The sequence below is a fragment of the Achromobacter sp. 1L-A-4-B-C2 genome, from assembly GCF_057291955.1.
The window spans coordinates 1,292,314-1,306,572 of record NZ_JBXAWP010000001.1; the positions used below are offsets into that span (position 1 = coordinate 1,292,314).

12 protein-coding genes are annotated in these 14,259 nt (G+C 65.8%); 7 read left to right on the forward strand and 5 right to left on the reverse strand.

Annotation, left to right across the window (positions count from 1 at the left end; all coding sequences use genetic code 11):
• Positions 1-10 precede the first annotated feature (10 nt).
• Together AC0Z35_RS05920 and AC0Z35_RS05925 are read left to right on the forward strand one after the other, a co-directional pair.
• The gene (locus tag AC0Z35_RS05920; RefSeq protein ID WP_485131122.1) at positions 11-637 is read left to right on the forward strand and encodes a pyridoxamine 5'-phosphate oxidase family protein; all 627 of its coding nucleotides are present in this window, start codon (positions 11-13) and stop codon (positions 635-637) included.
• 95 nt (positions 638-732) lie between these two features.
• The gene (locus AC0Z35_RS05925; RefSeq protein ID WP_046803146.1) at positions 733-1,254 is read left to right on the forward strand and encodes a class IV adenylate cyclase; all 522 of its coding nucleotides are present in this window, start codon (positions 733-735) and stop codon (positions 1,252-1,254) included.
• A gap of 65 nt (positions 1,255-1,319) precedes the next feature.
• On the opposite strand, the gene fmt is transcribed toward AC0Z35_RS05925, so the two are convergent.
• Positions 1,320-2,270 (reverse strand): methionyl-tRNA formyltransferase, encoded by a 951-nt coding sequence (gene fmt, locus AC0Z35_RS05930; RefSeq protein WP_485131121.1) that lies wholly within the window; start codon positions 2,268-2,270, stop codon positions 1,320-1,322.
• Between the two features lie 32 nt (positions 2,271-2,302).
• Positions 2,303-2,815, reverse strand: coding sequence for a peptide deformylase (def, locus tag AC0Z35_RS05935; protein ID WP_046803104.1), 513 nt, complete (start codon positions 2,813-2,815; stop codon positions 2,303-2,305).
• A gap of 224 nt (positions 2,816-3,039) precedes the next feature.
• Between def and dprA the strand changes: the two genes are divergently transcribed.
• From dprA to AC0Z35_RS05950, 3 genes are all read left to right on the forward strand, one after another.
• Positions 3,040-4,152, forward strand: coding sequence for a DNA-processing protein DprA (gene dprA / locus AC0Z35_RS05940; RefSeq protein ID WP_485131120.1), 1,113 nt, complete (start codon positions 3,040-3,042; stop codon positions 4,150-4,152).
• Positions 4,153-4,272: 120 nt separating this feature from the next.
• The gene (locus AC0Z35_RS05945; protein WP_046803102.1) at positions 4,273-5,181 is read left to right on the forward strand and encodes a hydroxymethylglutaryl-CoA lyase; all 909 of its coding nucleotides are present in this window, start codon (positions 4,273-4,275) and stop codon (positions 5,179-5,181) included.
• Positions 5,178-5,651 carry a hypothetical protein gene (locus AC0Z35_RS05950; protein WP_120157202.1) on the forward strand — a complete coding sequence of 158 codons (474 nt, stop codon included), beginning with the start codon at positions 5,178-5,180 and terminating at the stop codon, positions 5,649-5,651. Before AC0Z35_RS05945 ends, AC0Z35_RS05950 begins: the two co-directional genes overlap by 4 nt.
• Before the next feature lie 51 nt (positions 5,652-5,702).
• Here the strand turns inward: AC0Z35_RS05950 and AC0Z35_RS05955 are convergent, their stop codons facing one another.
• Together AC0Z35_RS05955 and AC0Z35_RS05960 are read right to left on the reverse strand one after the other, a co-directional pair.
• Positions 5,703-6,719: an amino acid ABC transporter substrate-binding protein gene (locus AC0Z35_RS05955; protein WP_104142648.1), complete on the reverse strand. Its 1,017-nt coding sequence runs from the start codon at positions 6,717-6,719 to the stop codon at positions 5,703-5,705.
• A 153-nt stretch (positions 6,720-6,872) separates the two neighbouring features.
• Entirely contained in the window at positions 6,873-8,114 is a 1,242-nt protein-coding gene (locus AC0Z35_RS05960; RefSeq protein WP_485131119.1) for an aminotransferase-like domain-containing protein, read from the reverse strand.
• 200 nt (positions 8,115-8,314) lie between these two features.
• Between AC0Z35_RS05960 and AC0Z35_RS05965 the strand changes: the two genes are divergently transcribed.
• Positions 8,315-9,034: a YggS family pyridoxal phosphate-dependent enzyme gene (locus tag AC0Z35_RS05965; RefSeq protein WP_485131118.1), complete on the forward strand. Its 720-nt coding sequence runs from the start codon at positions 8,315-8,317 to the stop codon at positions 9,032-9,034.
• Positions 9,035-9,194: 160 nt separating this feature from the next.
• Positions 9,195-10,163 carry a Bug family tripartite tricarboxylate transporter substrate binding protein gene (locus tag AC0Z35_RS05970; RefSeq protein ID WP_319302108.1) on the forward strand — a complete coding sequence of 323 codons (969 nt, stop codon included), beginning with the start codon at positions 9,195-9,197 and terminating at the stop codon, positions 10,161-10,163.
• A gap of 117 nt (positions 10,164-10,280) precedes the next feature.
• Here AC0Z35_RS05970 and AC0Z35_RS05975 read toward each other — a convergent pair whose 3' ends face one another.
• Positions 10,281-14,240, reverse strand: coding sequence for a DUF3683 domain-containing protein (locus tag AC0Z35_RS05975; protein ID WP_046803096.1), 3,960 nt, complete (start codon positions 14,238-14,240; stop codon positions 10,281-10,283).
• Positions 14,241-14,259: the final 19 nt, after the last annotated feature.

Consider the following 14,259-nt stretch of genomic DNA (forward strand, 5'->3'; position numbering starts at 1 on the left):
GGAACCCGCTATGCACATCGATCCCGCTCATCTCGTCACCGACGCCGCCGCGCTGCAAGCGTTGTACGGCGCGCCCGGCGAGGCCTCGCTGAAGAAGGAAGTGGATCACGTGCATCCGCATTACCGCGCGTTCATTGAAGCGGCGCCGTTTGCGATGTTGGCAACATCGGGGCCGGACGGGCTGGACGCATCGCCGCGCGGCGATCCCGCCGGTTTTGTCGTGGTGGAAGACGAAAAAACGCTGCTGCTGCCCGACCGCCGGGGCAACAACCGCATGGACAGCTTGCTGAACGTGTTGGCTGATCCGCGCGTGGCGCTGTTGTTCCTGGTGCCGGGCGTGGGGGAAACGCTGCGGGTGAACGGCACGGCGCGCGTCAGTGTCGACCCCGCGCTGCTTGAGCGCTTTGCGATGGACGGCAAGCAGCCGCGCTCGGTGCTGATCGTGGACGTGCAGACGGTGTACTTTCAGTGCTCGCGGGCGCTGCTGCGATCGCGCCTGTGGGACCCGGCCACGCAGGTGCCACGCAGCGCGCTGCCCAGCACCGGGCGCATTCTGTCTGACCTGACGGCCGGTACTTTCGATGGCGTGACTTACGACCGCGACCTGCCAGCGCGGGTGGCGGATACGCTGTATTGATGCGGTATTGATGCGGCGCGGTATCGGTGCGGTATCGATGCGGTATCCGTGTGGTATCGGTGCCGTCTGCATTCACCTTGCGCGAGGGTAACGCCATGGCTCGCAACGTTGAAATCAAGGCACGGGTCGACAACCTGGCCGTGCTTGAACCCCTGGCCGCCGCGCTGTCGGGGCAGGAACCGGTGATTCTTGACCAGGACGACACCTTCTTCACGTGCACGCATGGGCGCCTGAAGTTGCGCGCCTTTGGCGACGGCACCGGCGAGCTCATTTTTTATCGTCGCTCGGACGAAGCCGGCCCCAAGGAGAGCTTCTACGCCATTTCACCGACCGATTCGCCCGACACCCTGCGCCAGACGCTGACGCTGGCCTACGGCGCAATCGGCCGCGTGAAAAAGCACCGCACCGTATTCATGGCCGGACGCACGCGCATCCATCTGGATCGGGTCGAGGGGCTGGGGGATTTTCTGGAACTGGAAGTGGTGCTGCGCGATGGCGAAAGCCTGGACGCCGGCAGCGAAGAAGCCCGCACGCTGATGGCGGGGCTGGGGGTCGCGCCCACGCAGTTGGTGGCAGGCGCGTATCTGGACTTGTTGGCGGCAACGCCGCGTCCGTGACCGGCGCGGCGCACAAGCGGGGGCGGTGATCCGCCCGGCGGGGCGCAGCGAGGCGCAAGCCGCCGTCAGGCCGGTTGCCAGCCCCGCACGAACACGTCCACGGGCTGGCGCTTGCCGCCGGCTTTTTGTAATTCCAGCAAGCGCAGCACGCCGTCGCCGGTGGCGATGTCGATGCCATCCGCCTCGGCGCGCAGCACGCTGCCGGGCTCGGCCGCCGTGGCCGCCGACGCGTCTTCAAGCGCCTGCGCGCGCCAGACCTTGACGGGGTCGGGCAGGCCCGGCAGCCGGATGCTGGCGCCGGGCACGGGGTTGAACGCGCGCACGCGGCGCGCCAGCAATGCCGCGGGTTGCGTGCAGTCCAGCGCGGCTTCGGCTTTGTCCAGCTTGGCGGCGTATGTCACGCCGTCCTCGGGTTGTTTGGTCGGCGTCAGGCCGCCTTGTTCCAACGCATTCAGCGCGTCCACAATCGCCTGCCCGCCCGCCAGCGCCAAGGCGTCGTGCAATTGCGCGGCGTTGGTGTCGGCCGAGATGGGCACCACGCGTTCCAGCAGCATGTCGCCCGTGTCCAGGCCCTGATCCATCTGCATGATGGTCACGCCCGTTTGCGCATCGCCGGCTTCGATGGCGCGCTGGATGGGCGCTGCGCCGCGCCAGCGGGGCAACAGGCTGGCGTGGATATTCAGGCAACCCAGGCGCGGCAAGTCCAGCACCCATTGCGGCAAAATCAACCCATACGCCGCCACCACCATGACGTCGGGCGCCACCTGTTCCAACAACGCGCGCGCGTCGGCGGCCTCGTCGGGATAGCGTCCGTCCAGCCTCAGGCTGCGCGGTTGGGCGACGGGTATGCCGGCGTCAAGCGCGGCCTGCTTGACCGGGCTGGGCGTCAGCTTCAAGCCGCGTCCGGCGGGCCGATCAGGCTGGGTCATGACCAGGGCGATGTCGTGACCGGCGGCCCGCAAGGCGTCAAAGGCGATACGGGCAAATTCCGGCGTGCCGGCAAAAACTAGGCGCATGGGGTTCAGACCAAAAAGTCAAAAAACGGGAATCAGTCGCGCAGCGCTTCGCGCTCGGCCTTCTTCAGCTTGGTCTTGATACGGTTCTGCTTCAGGTTGGACAGGTATTCGACGAAGACCTTGCCTTCCAGGTGGTCCAGCTCGTGCTGGACGCACACGGCCAGCAGGCCGTCGGCTTCGAATTCAAAGGGTTTGCCGTCGATGTCCAGCGCCTTGCAGCGGATGCGCGAGGCGCGTTCGACTTCGTCGTAGATGCCGGGCACCGACAGACAGCCTTCTTCGTAGATCTTGTAGTCGTCGCTGCGCCAGGTGATCTCGGGGTTGATCAGCGCGAGCAGGTCGTTGCTGTCTTCGGACACGTCGATCACGACCACGCGTTCGTGCACGTCAACCTGGGTTGCGGCCAGGCCGACGCCCGGCGCGTCGTACATGGTTTCGGCCATGTCGCGTACCAGTTGACGGATGCGGTCGTCGACTTCGGCTACCGGCTTGGCTTTCTTGTGCAAGCGCGGGTCCGGATAGCGAAGGATAGGAAGTAAAGCCATTGAAAAGGGATCGCCAGTAATTGATGCGTAGGCAAGAGTTTAATTCATTAGAGTATTGATTTCTAATAGTTTTCGGCTAAATGGAGCATTACCAGAGCGCTGCGTCCCCGCTTCTTTGGCTGGCTGGCAAGCAGACAAGAGAGATCAAAACGCCACCCATGCATCGGCGCCTGTTGCGCCTTGCATGCGACACTTGCCACCCTTGACGCCATCGCGCCCGCCTCATGCCGCTTACGCATACGTCCGCCGAACTGTCCGCCTGGTTGCGGCTGTCCCTGGAGCCCAACGTGGGTTCCGCTACCGCCTGTACGCTGCTGAGCGCGCTGGGCCTGCCCGAGCAGATCTACGCCCAGCGGGCGACTGCCCTCGCCCGCCACTTGCCGGATGCGCTGGCGCGCCAGCTGGCCGCCGCCATGCCGGCCGACATGGCGGCGCAGGTGGACGCCGCGCTGCAATGGGTGGATGCGCCCCACCGCCACATCGTGACGCTGGCGGACCCGACCTATCCCCAAAGCCTGCTGACCATCGCCGACCCGCCCATTCTGTTGTACGTGGTGGGCGATCCGGCCTATCTGCAAGGGCCATCGCTGGCCGTGGTGGGCGCGCGCAATGCCACGCCCGGCGGCCAGGAAACCGCGCGCGCGTTTGCCCGCCACCTGGCCGGCCACGGCTGGCGCGTCGTCAGCGGCCTGGCGCTGGGCATCGACGCGGCCGCGCACGAAGGCGCGCTGGACGCCGGCCCCGATGGCGCGGGCACCGTCGCCGTCATGGGCACCGGCATTGACCGCATCTACCCTGCCCGCCACCGCGACCTTGCCCACCGCATCGCCGGCAACGGCGCGCTGGTGTCTGAATTCCCCCTTGGCACGGGCGCCTTGCCGCCCCACTTCCCCAAACGCAACCGCATCGTGGCGGGCCTGGCTCGCGGCGTGCTGGTGGTGGAAGCGGCCAAGCAAAGCGGCTCGCTCATCACGGCACGGCTGGCCGGCGAAAGCGGGCGCGAAGTGTTTGCCATCCCCGGCTCGATCCACTCGCCGTTGTCGCGCGGTTGCCATGCCTTGATTCGGCAGGGCGCAAAGCTGGTGGAAACCGCGGCTGACATTACCGATGAACTGGGCGGCGGGCCCACGCCCGCCAGTCGCCGCGCGCCGCACCCGCCACCGTCATTGCCGGACCACCCCGTGCTGGATGCCATGGGTTACGACCCGCTGCACGTGGATGCCATCCAGACGCGATCCAACATCGCCATCGGCGACCTGCAGGCGCAGCTGGTTCAGCTGGAATTAGAGGGCCGGCTCGCCCGTCTGGATGACGGCCGCTACCAGCGTTTGAAATAGGGTCATCCCATGGCCCGACCCGGACCCGCGCACAAGCCCGGCGCGCGGCGATGGCGCTAATATTGTCGATGGCGCCGCAGCGTTGCGCGCCGCGTCACCCAAATCGAACCAGGAAGAGACATGGCTTTGCCCTCCCGCGTGAAGATCGTCGAAGTGTCGCCCCGCGACGGTCTGCAAAATGAAAAGGAATTCGTGCCGACCGACATCAAGGTCGAGCTGGTCAACCGCCTGTCCGCCGCGGGCTTCCCCAATGTGGAAGCCGCGTCGTTCGTGTCGCCCAAGTGGGTGCCGCAGATGGCCGACGGCGCCGATGTCATGGCGCGCATCGAACGCCGCCCGGGCACGATCTATTCCGTGCTGACGCCGAACATGAAGGGCTTTGAAGGCGCGCTGGCCGCCGGCGCGGATGAAATCGTCATCTTTGGCGCCGCCAGCGAAGCGTTTTCGCAAAAGAACATCAACTGCTCCATCGCGGAATCCATCGCTCGCTTCGAGCCCGTGGTGCAAGCCGCGCGCGACGCCGGCATCCGCGTGCGTGGCAGCATCAGCTGCGCGCTGGGCTGTCCGTATCAAGGCGAGGTTCCGATTGCGTCGGTGGTGGACGTGGCGCAGCGCTACCTGGCAATGCAGGTGGATGAAATCGACGTGGCCGACACCATTGGCGTGGGCACGCCGCAGCGGGTGCGCGACGTGATGACGGCCGTGACCCGCGTGGTCGATCCGGCGCGCGTGTCCGGCCATTTCCATGACACCTACGGCCAGGCGCTGGCCAACATCCTGGCCGCGTTGGAAACCGGCATCTCGATCTTCCATACGTCGGTTGCCGGCCTGGGCGGCTGCCCCTACGCCAAGGGCGCCACGGGCAACGTCGCCACCGAAGACGTGCTGTACATGCTGCGCGGGCTGGACATCGACACGGGCGTGGACTTCGACGCCGTGGTCGATATCGGCCAGTGGATGTCGGCCAACCTGAACCGCAAGGGTTCCAGCCGCGCGGGCAATGCCATCGCGGCCAAACGGGCGGCATGACCTCGCCTGGCCCCGCCCCGACTCTTGAAGATCGCGCGGCCCTGCTGCGCGAGATCGGCCCGTTGCCGTTGTCGGGCCAGGCCTGGCCCGACTGGGTCCGCATTCTGGCCTGGGTGATCCTGGCGGTGCTGGGCGTGCAGGTGGTCACCACCGCGATTCGCGCGCCCGCGCAGCCGTTCGACACGGTGCTGGCGGTGGTCGTGGTGCTGTGCTTTGTGGGGCTGCTGTTCGTGTCCTGGCACATGCAGACGTCGATCACCACGATCGACGATCGTGGCCTGCGCCAATCCTGGTTCACGCGTCGCGAAGTGGCATGGGAAGACGTGCGCTATGCACGCTTTGTGCCCATGCTGTTTTCCAAGCGCCTGGTGATATTCACGCACCGAGGCAAACCCGTCATCATCCAGGGCGGCACGCGCGAACTGCGCGCGGCCTTTGTGAAGATCGCGCAGCTGTATCGGCGCGGATGACGGGCTGGGAAGGCAGGGTGCGGCGTTGCCGCAACCCTGTAACCCTGCCGATCAGCGGATCGGCAGCGCGTACATCAAGCCGCCTTGCGTCCATTGCGCATTCAGGCCGCGCTTGATCTTCAGCGGGCTGCCTTCGCCCACGTTCCGTTCAAAGCTCTCGCCGTAATTGCCCACCTGCTTGACGATGTTGTAGGCCCATTTTTCGTCCAGGCCCAGGTTCGCGCCACTGCCGGGCGTGACACCCAGAATGCGCTTGATGTTCGGGTTGGCGCTTTTTAGCTGCTCGTCCACGTTCTTGGACGTGACGCCGTATTCTTCGGCTTCGATCATTGCCGACAGCGACCAGCGCACGATGTTCAGCCACGTATCGTCACCCTGGCGCACGAACGGGCCCAGCGGTTCCTTGGAAATGATCTCGGGCAGCACGACGTAGTCGTCCGGATTTTGCAGCTTGGAGATACGGATCGACGCCAGGCCCGACGCGTCCGTCGAGAACACGTCGCAACGACCCGCCGCGAAGGCGTTGACCACTTCGTTGAACGTTTCGATCACCACCGGCTTGTACGTGACGTTGTTGGCGCGCGCCCAGTCGGCCAACGTGTTCTCGTTGGACGTGCCCGTTTGCAGGCAGATGGTTGCGCCGTTGATGTCCTTGGCGCTTTTCACGCCCAGCGACTTGGGCACCAGAAAGCCCTGGCCGTCGTAGAAATTGATGCCGGCGTGGATGATGCCCAGCGCCGTGTCGCGCTGCTGCGTGACGGTGGTGTTGCGGGTCAACACGTCCACTTCGCCCGATTGCAACGCGGTGAAGCGCTGCTGCGAATTCAGCGGCACCACCTTGATCTTGTTGGCATCGCCAAAGACCGCCGCGGCGATGGCGCGGCAAAGGTCCACGTCCAGCCCTTGCCACTTGCCTTGCGCGTCGGGCGCTGAAAAGCCGGCAAAGCCCGTGGTCGTGCCGCAAGCCACGGCGCCGCGCTGGCGCACGACGTCTACCGTTGCCGCTTGCGCGCCCTGCGCCGCCGCTACCAATAGCGCCGCGCCCACCAACCCTTTTGCAATGTTCATGACCTGGATTCCTGTTGTACCGGGCGCGCGGACGCGCCGAGGCAAGAAGCTTATAGACATGAAGCGCCCGCGCCAAATAACAAGCGCTTATTTAGGTATGCGCAGCGCCGCCCGCTGGTGGGGTTGCGCCGCGCCGCCCGGTTACCGGGTGCCCTACGCCGCCAACGAAATCGACACCGGCTCGTTCGCTTCGCACGCGTCCAGCGCGCGACCCAGGCGCACCATGCCCTGGGCAATTTGCGCTTCGTTCATGGTGGCAAACGACATGCGCATGGCAAACAGGTCGGCCTGTTCGACATTGGCGTAGAACGCCTTGCCGGGTACATAAACCACTTCGTGTTCAATCGCATACGGCAACAGGCGCGTGGCGTCCACATCGCCCGTCAGCCGCGCCCAGAAGAACATGCCGCCTTCGGGCTTGCTGAAGCTGACGCGGCCGTCCAGTTCGCGCGCCAACCCCTGGGCCATCGCGTCGCAGCGCAGGCCATAGGCGGCGCGAATGCGCGGCACGTGTTCGTCGTAGCGGCCGTTGGCCAGGTACTGCGCCACCACTTCCTGGATCCACGCCGACGAGGCCATATCGTCGGCCGCCTTGGCGCTGACGCAGCGGCGGCGGATTTCCGGCGGGGCGATCAGCCAGCCGATGCGCAGCGCGGGCGCCATGGTCTTGGACATGCTGGCCAGGTACACCGCCCAGTGGCGGGCTTCGCCTTCCGCCAGGGCCGCGATGGGCGGCACGGCTTCGCCGGCAAAGCGCAGTTCGCTGTACGGGTCGTCTTCAACGATCAGGAAGCGATGCTTGACCGCCAGTTCCAGCAAGCGCAGACGGCGCTGGCGCGAGATGGTGGCGCCGCAAGGGTTCGAGAACGAGGCCACGACGCAGACCATCTTCGGCTTGACCCGCGTGGCCAGTTCGTCCAACGCGTCCACGTCGATGCCGTCCGGGCCGGATGCCACGGTGTGCACGGTGGCGCCCGTGTAGCGCAACGCCTGCACGGAATTAGGGAACGCGGGCGATTCAATGATGGCGTGGTCGCCGGGTTGCAGCATCACGCGCGTCAGCAGCGCCAGAGCCTGCTGCGACCCGCCCGTCACAACCAGCTCGGTGTCGGCATTGCAGTGCAGGCCGCGTGCGGCGGACAGGCGCGCCAGCTCGTTACGCAGGCTGGCTTGGCCATCGATGTTGGAATATTGCAGGCAGGCGCCCAGCCGCGACATGACCTGGGTGGACGCCACCGACAAGCCTTCGACGTCAAACAGCTCCTGGGCGGGGTAGCCGCCGGCCAGCGAAATGGTGCCGGGACGCAACGCGTAGGGCATCAAGGACCGGATGGGGGAAGCGGGGGGATTCAGGAAAGGCGTGGCAAAGGCGTATTCTGGCGCAGCGCTGGACATGGCGGGAGACCGGGGAAGGTGGGAAACCGTGTCGCCCGCTGGGGCGGCGCCGGAGGGCATAGAACATTGAAATATAAACAAATCTCCGCAAATTCTAAGCCTGCGTATTACGCAGGGTCAACGACTGGCGCGCACCGTGTGGCGAAACGAGCGCGCGCAGTCCTACACTATGGGACATCCTGTTCCTGCAAGAGAGCTGCATGACCGTCGAAGACACCATGGCCGGGCGCATTGCCCATATCCATCAACGCATCGCCGACGCCTGCGCGCGGGCCGGGCGCAGCCCGGACAGCGTGGTGCTGCTGCCCGTCAGCAAGACCTTCGAGGTGGACGCGATCCGCGAAGCCATGGCGCTGGGCATGACGCGTTTTGGCGAGAACAAAACGCAGGAAATCCGACAGAAGGCGGCAGCGCTGGCCGGCCAGGGCCTGCAATGGGTGCTGATTGGCCATTTGCAGACGAACAAGGCCAAGGACGCCGCGCGCGACGCCGCCGAAGTGCAATCGCTGGACCGCGTCGACCTGGCCGAAGCCTTGCATCGCCGCCTGCTGACCGAAGGCCGCACGCTGGACGTGCTGGTGCAGGTGAAAACGTCTTCCGAGCCCAGCAAGTTCGGCATGGCGCCTCAAGACGTGTCGGCGTTCCTGCGGCGCATCGCGGCGGAATTTCCCACGTTGCACGTCAAGGGGCTGATGACGCTGGCCGTCAACTCGCCCGATCCGGAACCAGTGCGGGCCTGCTTTCGCGCCCTGCGCACGCTGCGCGACAGCCTGCGCGCCGAAAACATCGAGGGCGTGTCGCTGGACCGCCTGTCGATGGGCATGAGCGGCGATTTCGAATTGGCTATCGAGGAAGGCTCGACCGAAGTGCGCATCGGCACGGCGATATTCGGCGCCCGTACCTACCCCGACCCACAGTAACGGGGCCACGTGATGCGGGAAAACGGGGGGCCGGACGGCCCCCTTTTCGCGTCGAACGCGAGCATAATAGCGGCGCAAAAAATAGCGACGCGAACCGACGGCGCAGAACACGACCGCCCGCGTCGCGCTCAAACTTTGATTCCGCACGAGGAGACACCCCATGCAACATTCCGCACGGCGCCTGTTGGCGCTGGCCGCCCTGTCGTTGGCCGCCGCCACGGCATCCGCCCAATCGTGGCCCACGCAACCCGTCCGCTGGATCGTGCCGTACCCGGCCGGCGGCGGCACCGATGTGGTGGCGCGTACGGTCGCCAGCAGCCTGGAAAAATCGTTGGGCCAGACCATCGTGGTGGAAAACCGCCCCGGCGCGGCCACCATCATCGGCGCCACCGCCATCGCCCAGGCCGACCCCACCGGCTACATGGTGGGCACGGCGGACTCGGGCACCCTGGCGTTCAACTCGTCGCTGTACGCCAAGCTGTCCTACGACCCGGCCAAGTTCACCTACATCGGCGGCATTGCCAAGTTTCCGCTGCTGCTGGCCGTGAACGTGAATTCGCCGTACAAGTCGGTGCAGGACGTGCTGGATGCCGCCAAGAAAGAGCCGGGTAAGCTGACCGCCGCATCGGCCGGCGCGGGTTCGCCGCACCATCTGGCGCTTGAACTGTTCAAGCAGCGCACCGGCGCCAACCTGCTGCACGTGCCCTACAAGGGCGCGGCCCCCGCCATTCAGGACCTGCTGGGCGGACAGGTGGACGTGATGTTCATCGACCTGGCCTCGGGCCTGCCCAACGTCAAGGCCGGCAAGCTGCGCGTGCTGGCCGCCGCCACGCCGGAACGCGTGTCGGTCTTGCCCGACACGCCGACCATGGCGGAACAGGGCGTGGCCAACTTCACGGCCTACGCCTGGCAAGGCCTGGTGGGCCCGGCCGGCGTGCCGGAAGCGGTGGTGAAAAAGCTGTCGGCCGACCTGGACGCCACGCTGAAAAGCGCCGCCGTGTCGCAAAAGATGCTGGACATGGGCGTGATCCCGATGCCGATGTCCGCGCAGGACTTCAAGGCCTATGCCGAACAAGAGCGCAGCGCCTGGGCCGACGTGATCAAGAAGGCCAACATCAAGCTGGAGTAATCCGCAATCCGTGATCTGTGATCCGTGATGCGTGGATTCGTGGATTCGGCAAGGCAATAAAAAACCCGCGTTCAGCGATGAACGCGGGTTTTTTCATGGGGCCAGGCGCTGGCCGCCTTACACCAGCACGCGCTCGATGCCGCCGGCGTTGGCGCGTTTCACGTAGTCTTCCATCCAGCCTTCGCCCAGGATGTGGCGGGCCATTTCGACAACGATGTAGTCGGCTTCCATCTTGACGTCGCCTTCATAGCGCGACAAGCCTTGCAAGCACGACGGGCAGGACGTCAGCACCTTCACGTCGCCCGCGAAGCCGTCGCCACGCAGCGCGGCGTCGCCCTTGAGCAGCTCTTCCTGTTTGCGGAAGCGCACCTGCGTGGAAATGTCGGGCCGGCTGACCGCCAACGTGCCCGACTCCCCGCAGCAGCGGTCGCTCTTGATGGCGTCGTCGCCGACCAGGGCGCGAACCGTCTTCATCGGCTCTTGCAGCTTCATCGGGGTGTGGCAGGGGTCGTGATACATGTAGCGCACGCCCTTGGCGCCTTCCAGCTTGATGCCCTTTTCCAGCAGGTACTCGTGGATGTCGATCAGGCGGCAACCCGGGAAGATCTTGTCGAATTCATAGCCCGACAGCTGGTCGTAGCAGGTGCCGCAGCTGACCACCACGGTCTTGATGTCCAGGTAGTTCAGCGTGTTGGCGACCCGGTGGAACAGCACCCGGTTGTCGGTAATGATCTGCTCGGCCTTGTCGGTCATGCCGTTGCCGCGCTGGGGGTAGCCGCAGCACAGGTAGCCCGGCGGCAAGACGGTCTGCACGCCGGCGTGCCAGAGCATGGCTTGCGTGGCCAGGCCCACTTGCGAGAACAGGCGTTCGGAACCGCAGCCGGGGAAATAGAACACGGCTTCGGTGTCGGCGGTCGTGGCCTTGGGGTCACGAATGATCGGCACGTAGTTGGCGTCTTCAATGTCCAGCAGCTTGCGCGCCGCCTGCTTGGGCAACCCGCCGGGCATCTTCTTGTTCACGAAGTGAATGACCTGCTCGCGCAGCGGCGGCTTGCCGACGGTGGCCGGCGGCTTGGCCGTCTGCTTTTTCACCAGGCCGGAGAACAGGTCGTGCGCCGCGCGCTGCACCTTGTAGCCCACGCCCACCATCGCCTTGCGCGTGGCGTTGATGGTGGCCGGGTCCTTGGCGTTCAGGAAGAACATGGCGCTGGCCGTGCCCGGGTTGAACGACTTGCGGCCCATGCGGCGCAGCACGGCGCGCATGTTCATCGACACGTCGCCAAAGTCGATATCGACCGGACAGGGGTTGTAGCACTTGTGGCAGACCGTGCAGTGGTCGGCCACGTCTTCGAATTCTTCCCAGTGCTTCAGGCTGACGCCGCGTCGAGTCTGCTCTTCGTACAGGAAGGCTTCCACCAGCAAGGAGGTGGCCAGGATCTTGTTGCGGGGCGAATACAGCAGGTTGGCGCGCGGCACGTGGGTGGCGCACACCGGCTTGCACTTGCCGCAACGCAGGCAGTCCTTGATGGATTCCGAGATGGCGCCGATGTCGCTTTGCTGCATGATCAGCGACTCGTGGCCCATCAGGTTGAAGCTGGGCGTCCAGGCGTGGCGCAGGTCGGCGCCCGGCATCAGCTTGCCGGCGTTGAAGTGGCCGTTGGGGTCGACGCGACGCTTGTAGTCCTGGAACGGCGCCAGTTCGGCTTCGGTCAGGAATTCGTACTTGGTCAGGCCGATGCCGTGTTCGCCCGAGATCACACCGTCCAGGTCGCGGGCGATCTGCATGATGCGGTCGACGGCCTGATGGGCCTCGCGCAGCATTTCGTAGTCGTCCGAGTTGACCGGGATGTTGGTGTGCACGTTGCCGTCGCCGGCGTGCATGTGCAGCGCGACGAACACGCGGCTTTTCAACACGCGGCCGTGGATGGCGATGAGTTCGTCGACGATCTTCTTGTACGACGCGCCCGAGAACGTGCGTTGCAGGCCGGCCAGCACTTCGGTCTTCCAGGACACGCGGATGGTGCGGTCCTGCACCACGTCGAACACGCGCGCGGTGGGCTGCGCGGCCAGGCGGTCGGTCAGCGTGGCGTGGACGTCGCCCAGGCCCAGTGCTTGCAGTTCGGGCAGCGCCTGCGCCAGCGGCAGGTCCAGGTTGTCCAGCAGCCATTGCCAGCGCTGGCGCACGCTGCCCAGCAGCTCAAGCGCCTGGCGCGTGCGGTCCGCCAGCACTTCGGCGCGGGTGCTTTCGATATCGGCGTCGTCGGCCTTGCCCACCGGCAGCGGCGTGCACAGGTAGGCATCCAGCGCGCCCAGCAGCTTGAGCTTGTTGCTGGTCGACAGTTCGATATTGATGCGTTCGATGTGATCCGTGTATTCGCCCATGCGGGGCAGCGGGATCACCACGTCTTCATTGATCTTGAAGGCGTTGGTGTGACGCGCAATCGCGGCGGTGCGCGAGCGGTCCAGCCAGAACTTCTTGCGCGCCTCGGGGCTGACGGCCACGAAGCCTTCGCCATGGCGCGTGTTGGCCAGGCGCACGACTTCGCTGGCGGCAGCGGCCACGGCGTCGTCATCGTCGCCAACGATGTCACCGATCAGCACCATCTTGGGCAGCACGCCGCGCTTGCTCTTGGTGGCGTAGCCGACCGCGCGCAGATAGCGCTCGTCCAGGTGTTCCAGGCCGGCCAGGATGGCGCCGCGCGCCTTGCCTTCGCCGTCCAGATAGCCCTTGACCTCGACAATCGACGGGATGGCGTCGCGCGCCTGCCCGAAGAATTCCATACAGACCGTGCGCGTGTGGCGCGGCATGCGGTGCAGCACCCAGCGCGCCGACGTGATCAGGCCGTCGCAGCCTTCTTTCTGAATGCCGGGCAAGCCGGCCAGGAACTTGTCGGTAACGTCCTTGCCCAGGCCTTCCTTGCGGAACACCCGGCCCTTGATTTCAAGCAGCTCGGTTCTCAGCAGGCGCTCGCCGGGCTTGCCCTTGCCGTCGAACCACTTGAGTTCGAAGCGTGCCGTTTCCACGTCATGGATCTTGCCCATGTTGTGTTCCAGGCGGGTGACTTCCAGCCAGTTGCCGTCCGGGTCCACCATGCGCCACCAGGCCAGGTTGTCCAGCGCGGTGCCCCACAGCACGGCCTTCTTGCCGCCCGCGTTCATGGCGATGTTGCCGCCCACGCACGAGGCTTCGGCCGAAGTCGGGTCCACGGCGAACACGAAACCGGCGGCCTCGGCCGCTTCGGAAACGCGCTTGGTGACGACGCCGGCGCCGGCATGGATGACGGCCACGGGCTCGGTCAGGCCCGGCAAGATACAGGACTCGACCTTGCCCAGCTTGTCGAATTTCTCGGTGTTGATGACGGCCGACTTCCAGGTCAGCGGGATGGCGCCGCCCGTGTAGCCGGTGCCGCCGCCGCGCGGCACGATGGTCAGGCCCAGTTCGATACAGGCAGTGACCAGCGCGGCGATTTCGTCTTCGGAATCGGGGGTCAGCACCACGAACGGGTATTCCACGCGCCAGTCGGTAGCGTCCGTCACGTGGGATACGCGCGACAGGCCGTCGAACTTGATGTTGTCGCGCGCGGTGATGCGGCCCAGCACCTTCTGCGCCTGCTTGCGCATCATGGTGGTCTGGTCGAATTCGCCTTCGAAGGCGGCAATGGCGGAACGGGCGCGGGCCAGCAAGCCGACGACCTTTTCATCGCGATGCGGGTCGTGCCCTTCTTCCGTGGGCGAACCCGGCTCGCGGCGGCGATCGATTTCACTCAGGCGGTGATGCAGCGCGTCGATCAGCTGCTTGCGGCGCTTGGGGTTGTCCAGCAGGTCATCCTGCAAGTACGGGTTGCGGCGCACCACCCAGATATCGCCCAGCACTTCGTACAGCATCCGCGCAGAGCGGCCGGTGCGGCGTTCGCCGCGCAGGTCGGACAGCAGGCTCCAGGCGTCATCGCCCAACAGCCGGCCGACAATCTCGCGGTCGGAAAACGACGTGTAGTTGTAGGGGATTTCGCGCAATCGCGCGGGAGCGGCGGGCGGCATCGCCCCGTTCAAGATGTGGCTAGCGAGTGGGGCGTTCATGGCGGCAAGAGGGGCCCAT

Coding starts and splice junctions, on each gene's coding strand:
- def (WP_046803104.1), bottom strand. CDS start 2,815: ATGGCTTTACTTCCTATCCTTCGCTATCCGGACCCGCGCTTGCACAAG.
- AC0Z35_RS05950 (WP_120157202.1), top strand. CDS start 5,178: ATGACCTCGCCTGGCCCCGCCCCGACTCTTGAAGATCGCGCGGCCCTG.
- AC0Z35_RS05975 (WP_046803096.1), bottom strand. CDS start 14,240: ATGAACGCCCCACTCGCTAGCCACATCTTGAACGGGGCGATGCCGCCC.
- fmt (WP_485131121.1), bottom strand. CDS start 2,270: ATGCGCCTAGTTTTTGCCGGCACGCCGGAATTTGCCCGTATCGCCTTT.
- AC0Z35_RS05920 (WP_485131122.1), top strand. CDS start 11: ATGCACATCGATCCCGCTCATCTCGTCACCGACGCCGCCGCGCTGCAA.
- AC0Z35_RS05970 (WP_319302108.1), top strand. CDS start 9,195: ATGCAACATTCCGCACGGCGCCTGTTGGCGCTGGCCGCCCTGTCGTTG.
- AC0Z35_RS05945 (WP_046803102.1), top strand. CDS start 4,273: ATGGCTTTGCCCTCCCGCGTGAAGATCGTCGAAGTGTCGCCCCGCGAC.
- AC0Z35_RS05955 (WP_104142648.1), bottom strand. CDS start 6,719: ATGAACATTGCAAAAGGGTTGGTGGGCGCGGCGCTATTGGTAGCGGCG.
- dprA (WP_485131120.1), top strand. CDS start 3,040: ATGCCGCTTACGCATACGTCCGCCGAACTGTCCGCCTGGTTGCGGCTG.
- AC0Z35_RS05960 (WP_485131119.1), bottom strand. CDS start 8,114: ATGTCCAGCGCTGCGCCAGAATACGCCTTTGCCACGCCTTTCCTGAAT.
- AC0Z35_RS05965 (WP_485131118.1), top strand. CDS start 8,315: ATGACCGTCGAAGACACCATGGCCGGGCGCATTGCCCATATCCATCAA.
- AC0Z35_RS05925 (WP_046803146.1), top strand. CDS start 733: ATGGCTCGCAACGTTGAAATCAAGGCACGGGTCGACAACCTGGCCGTG.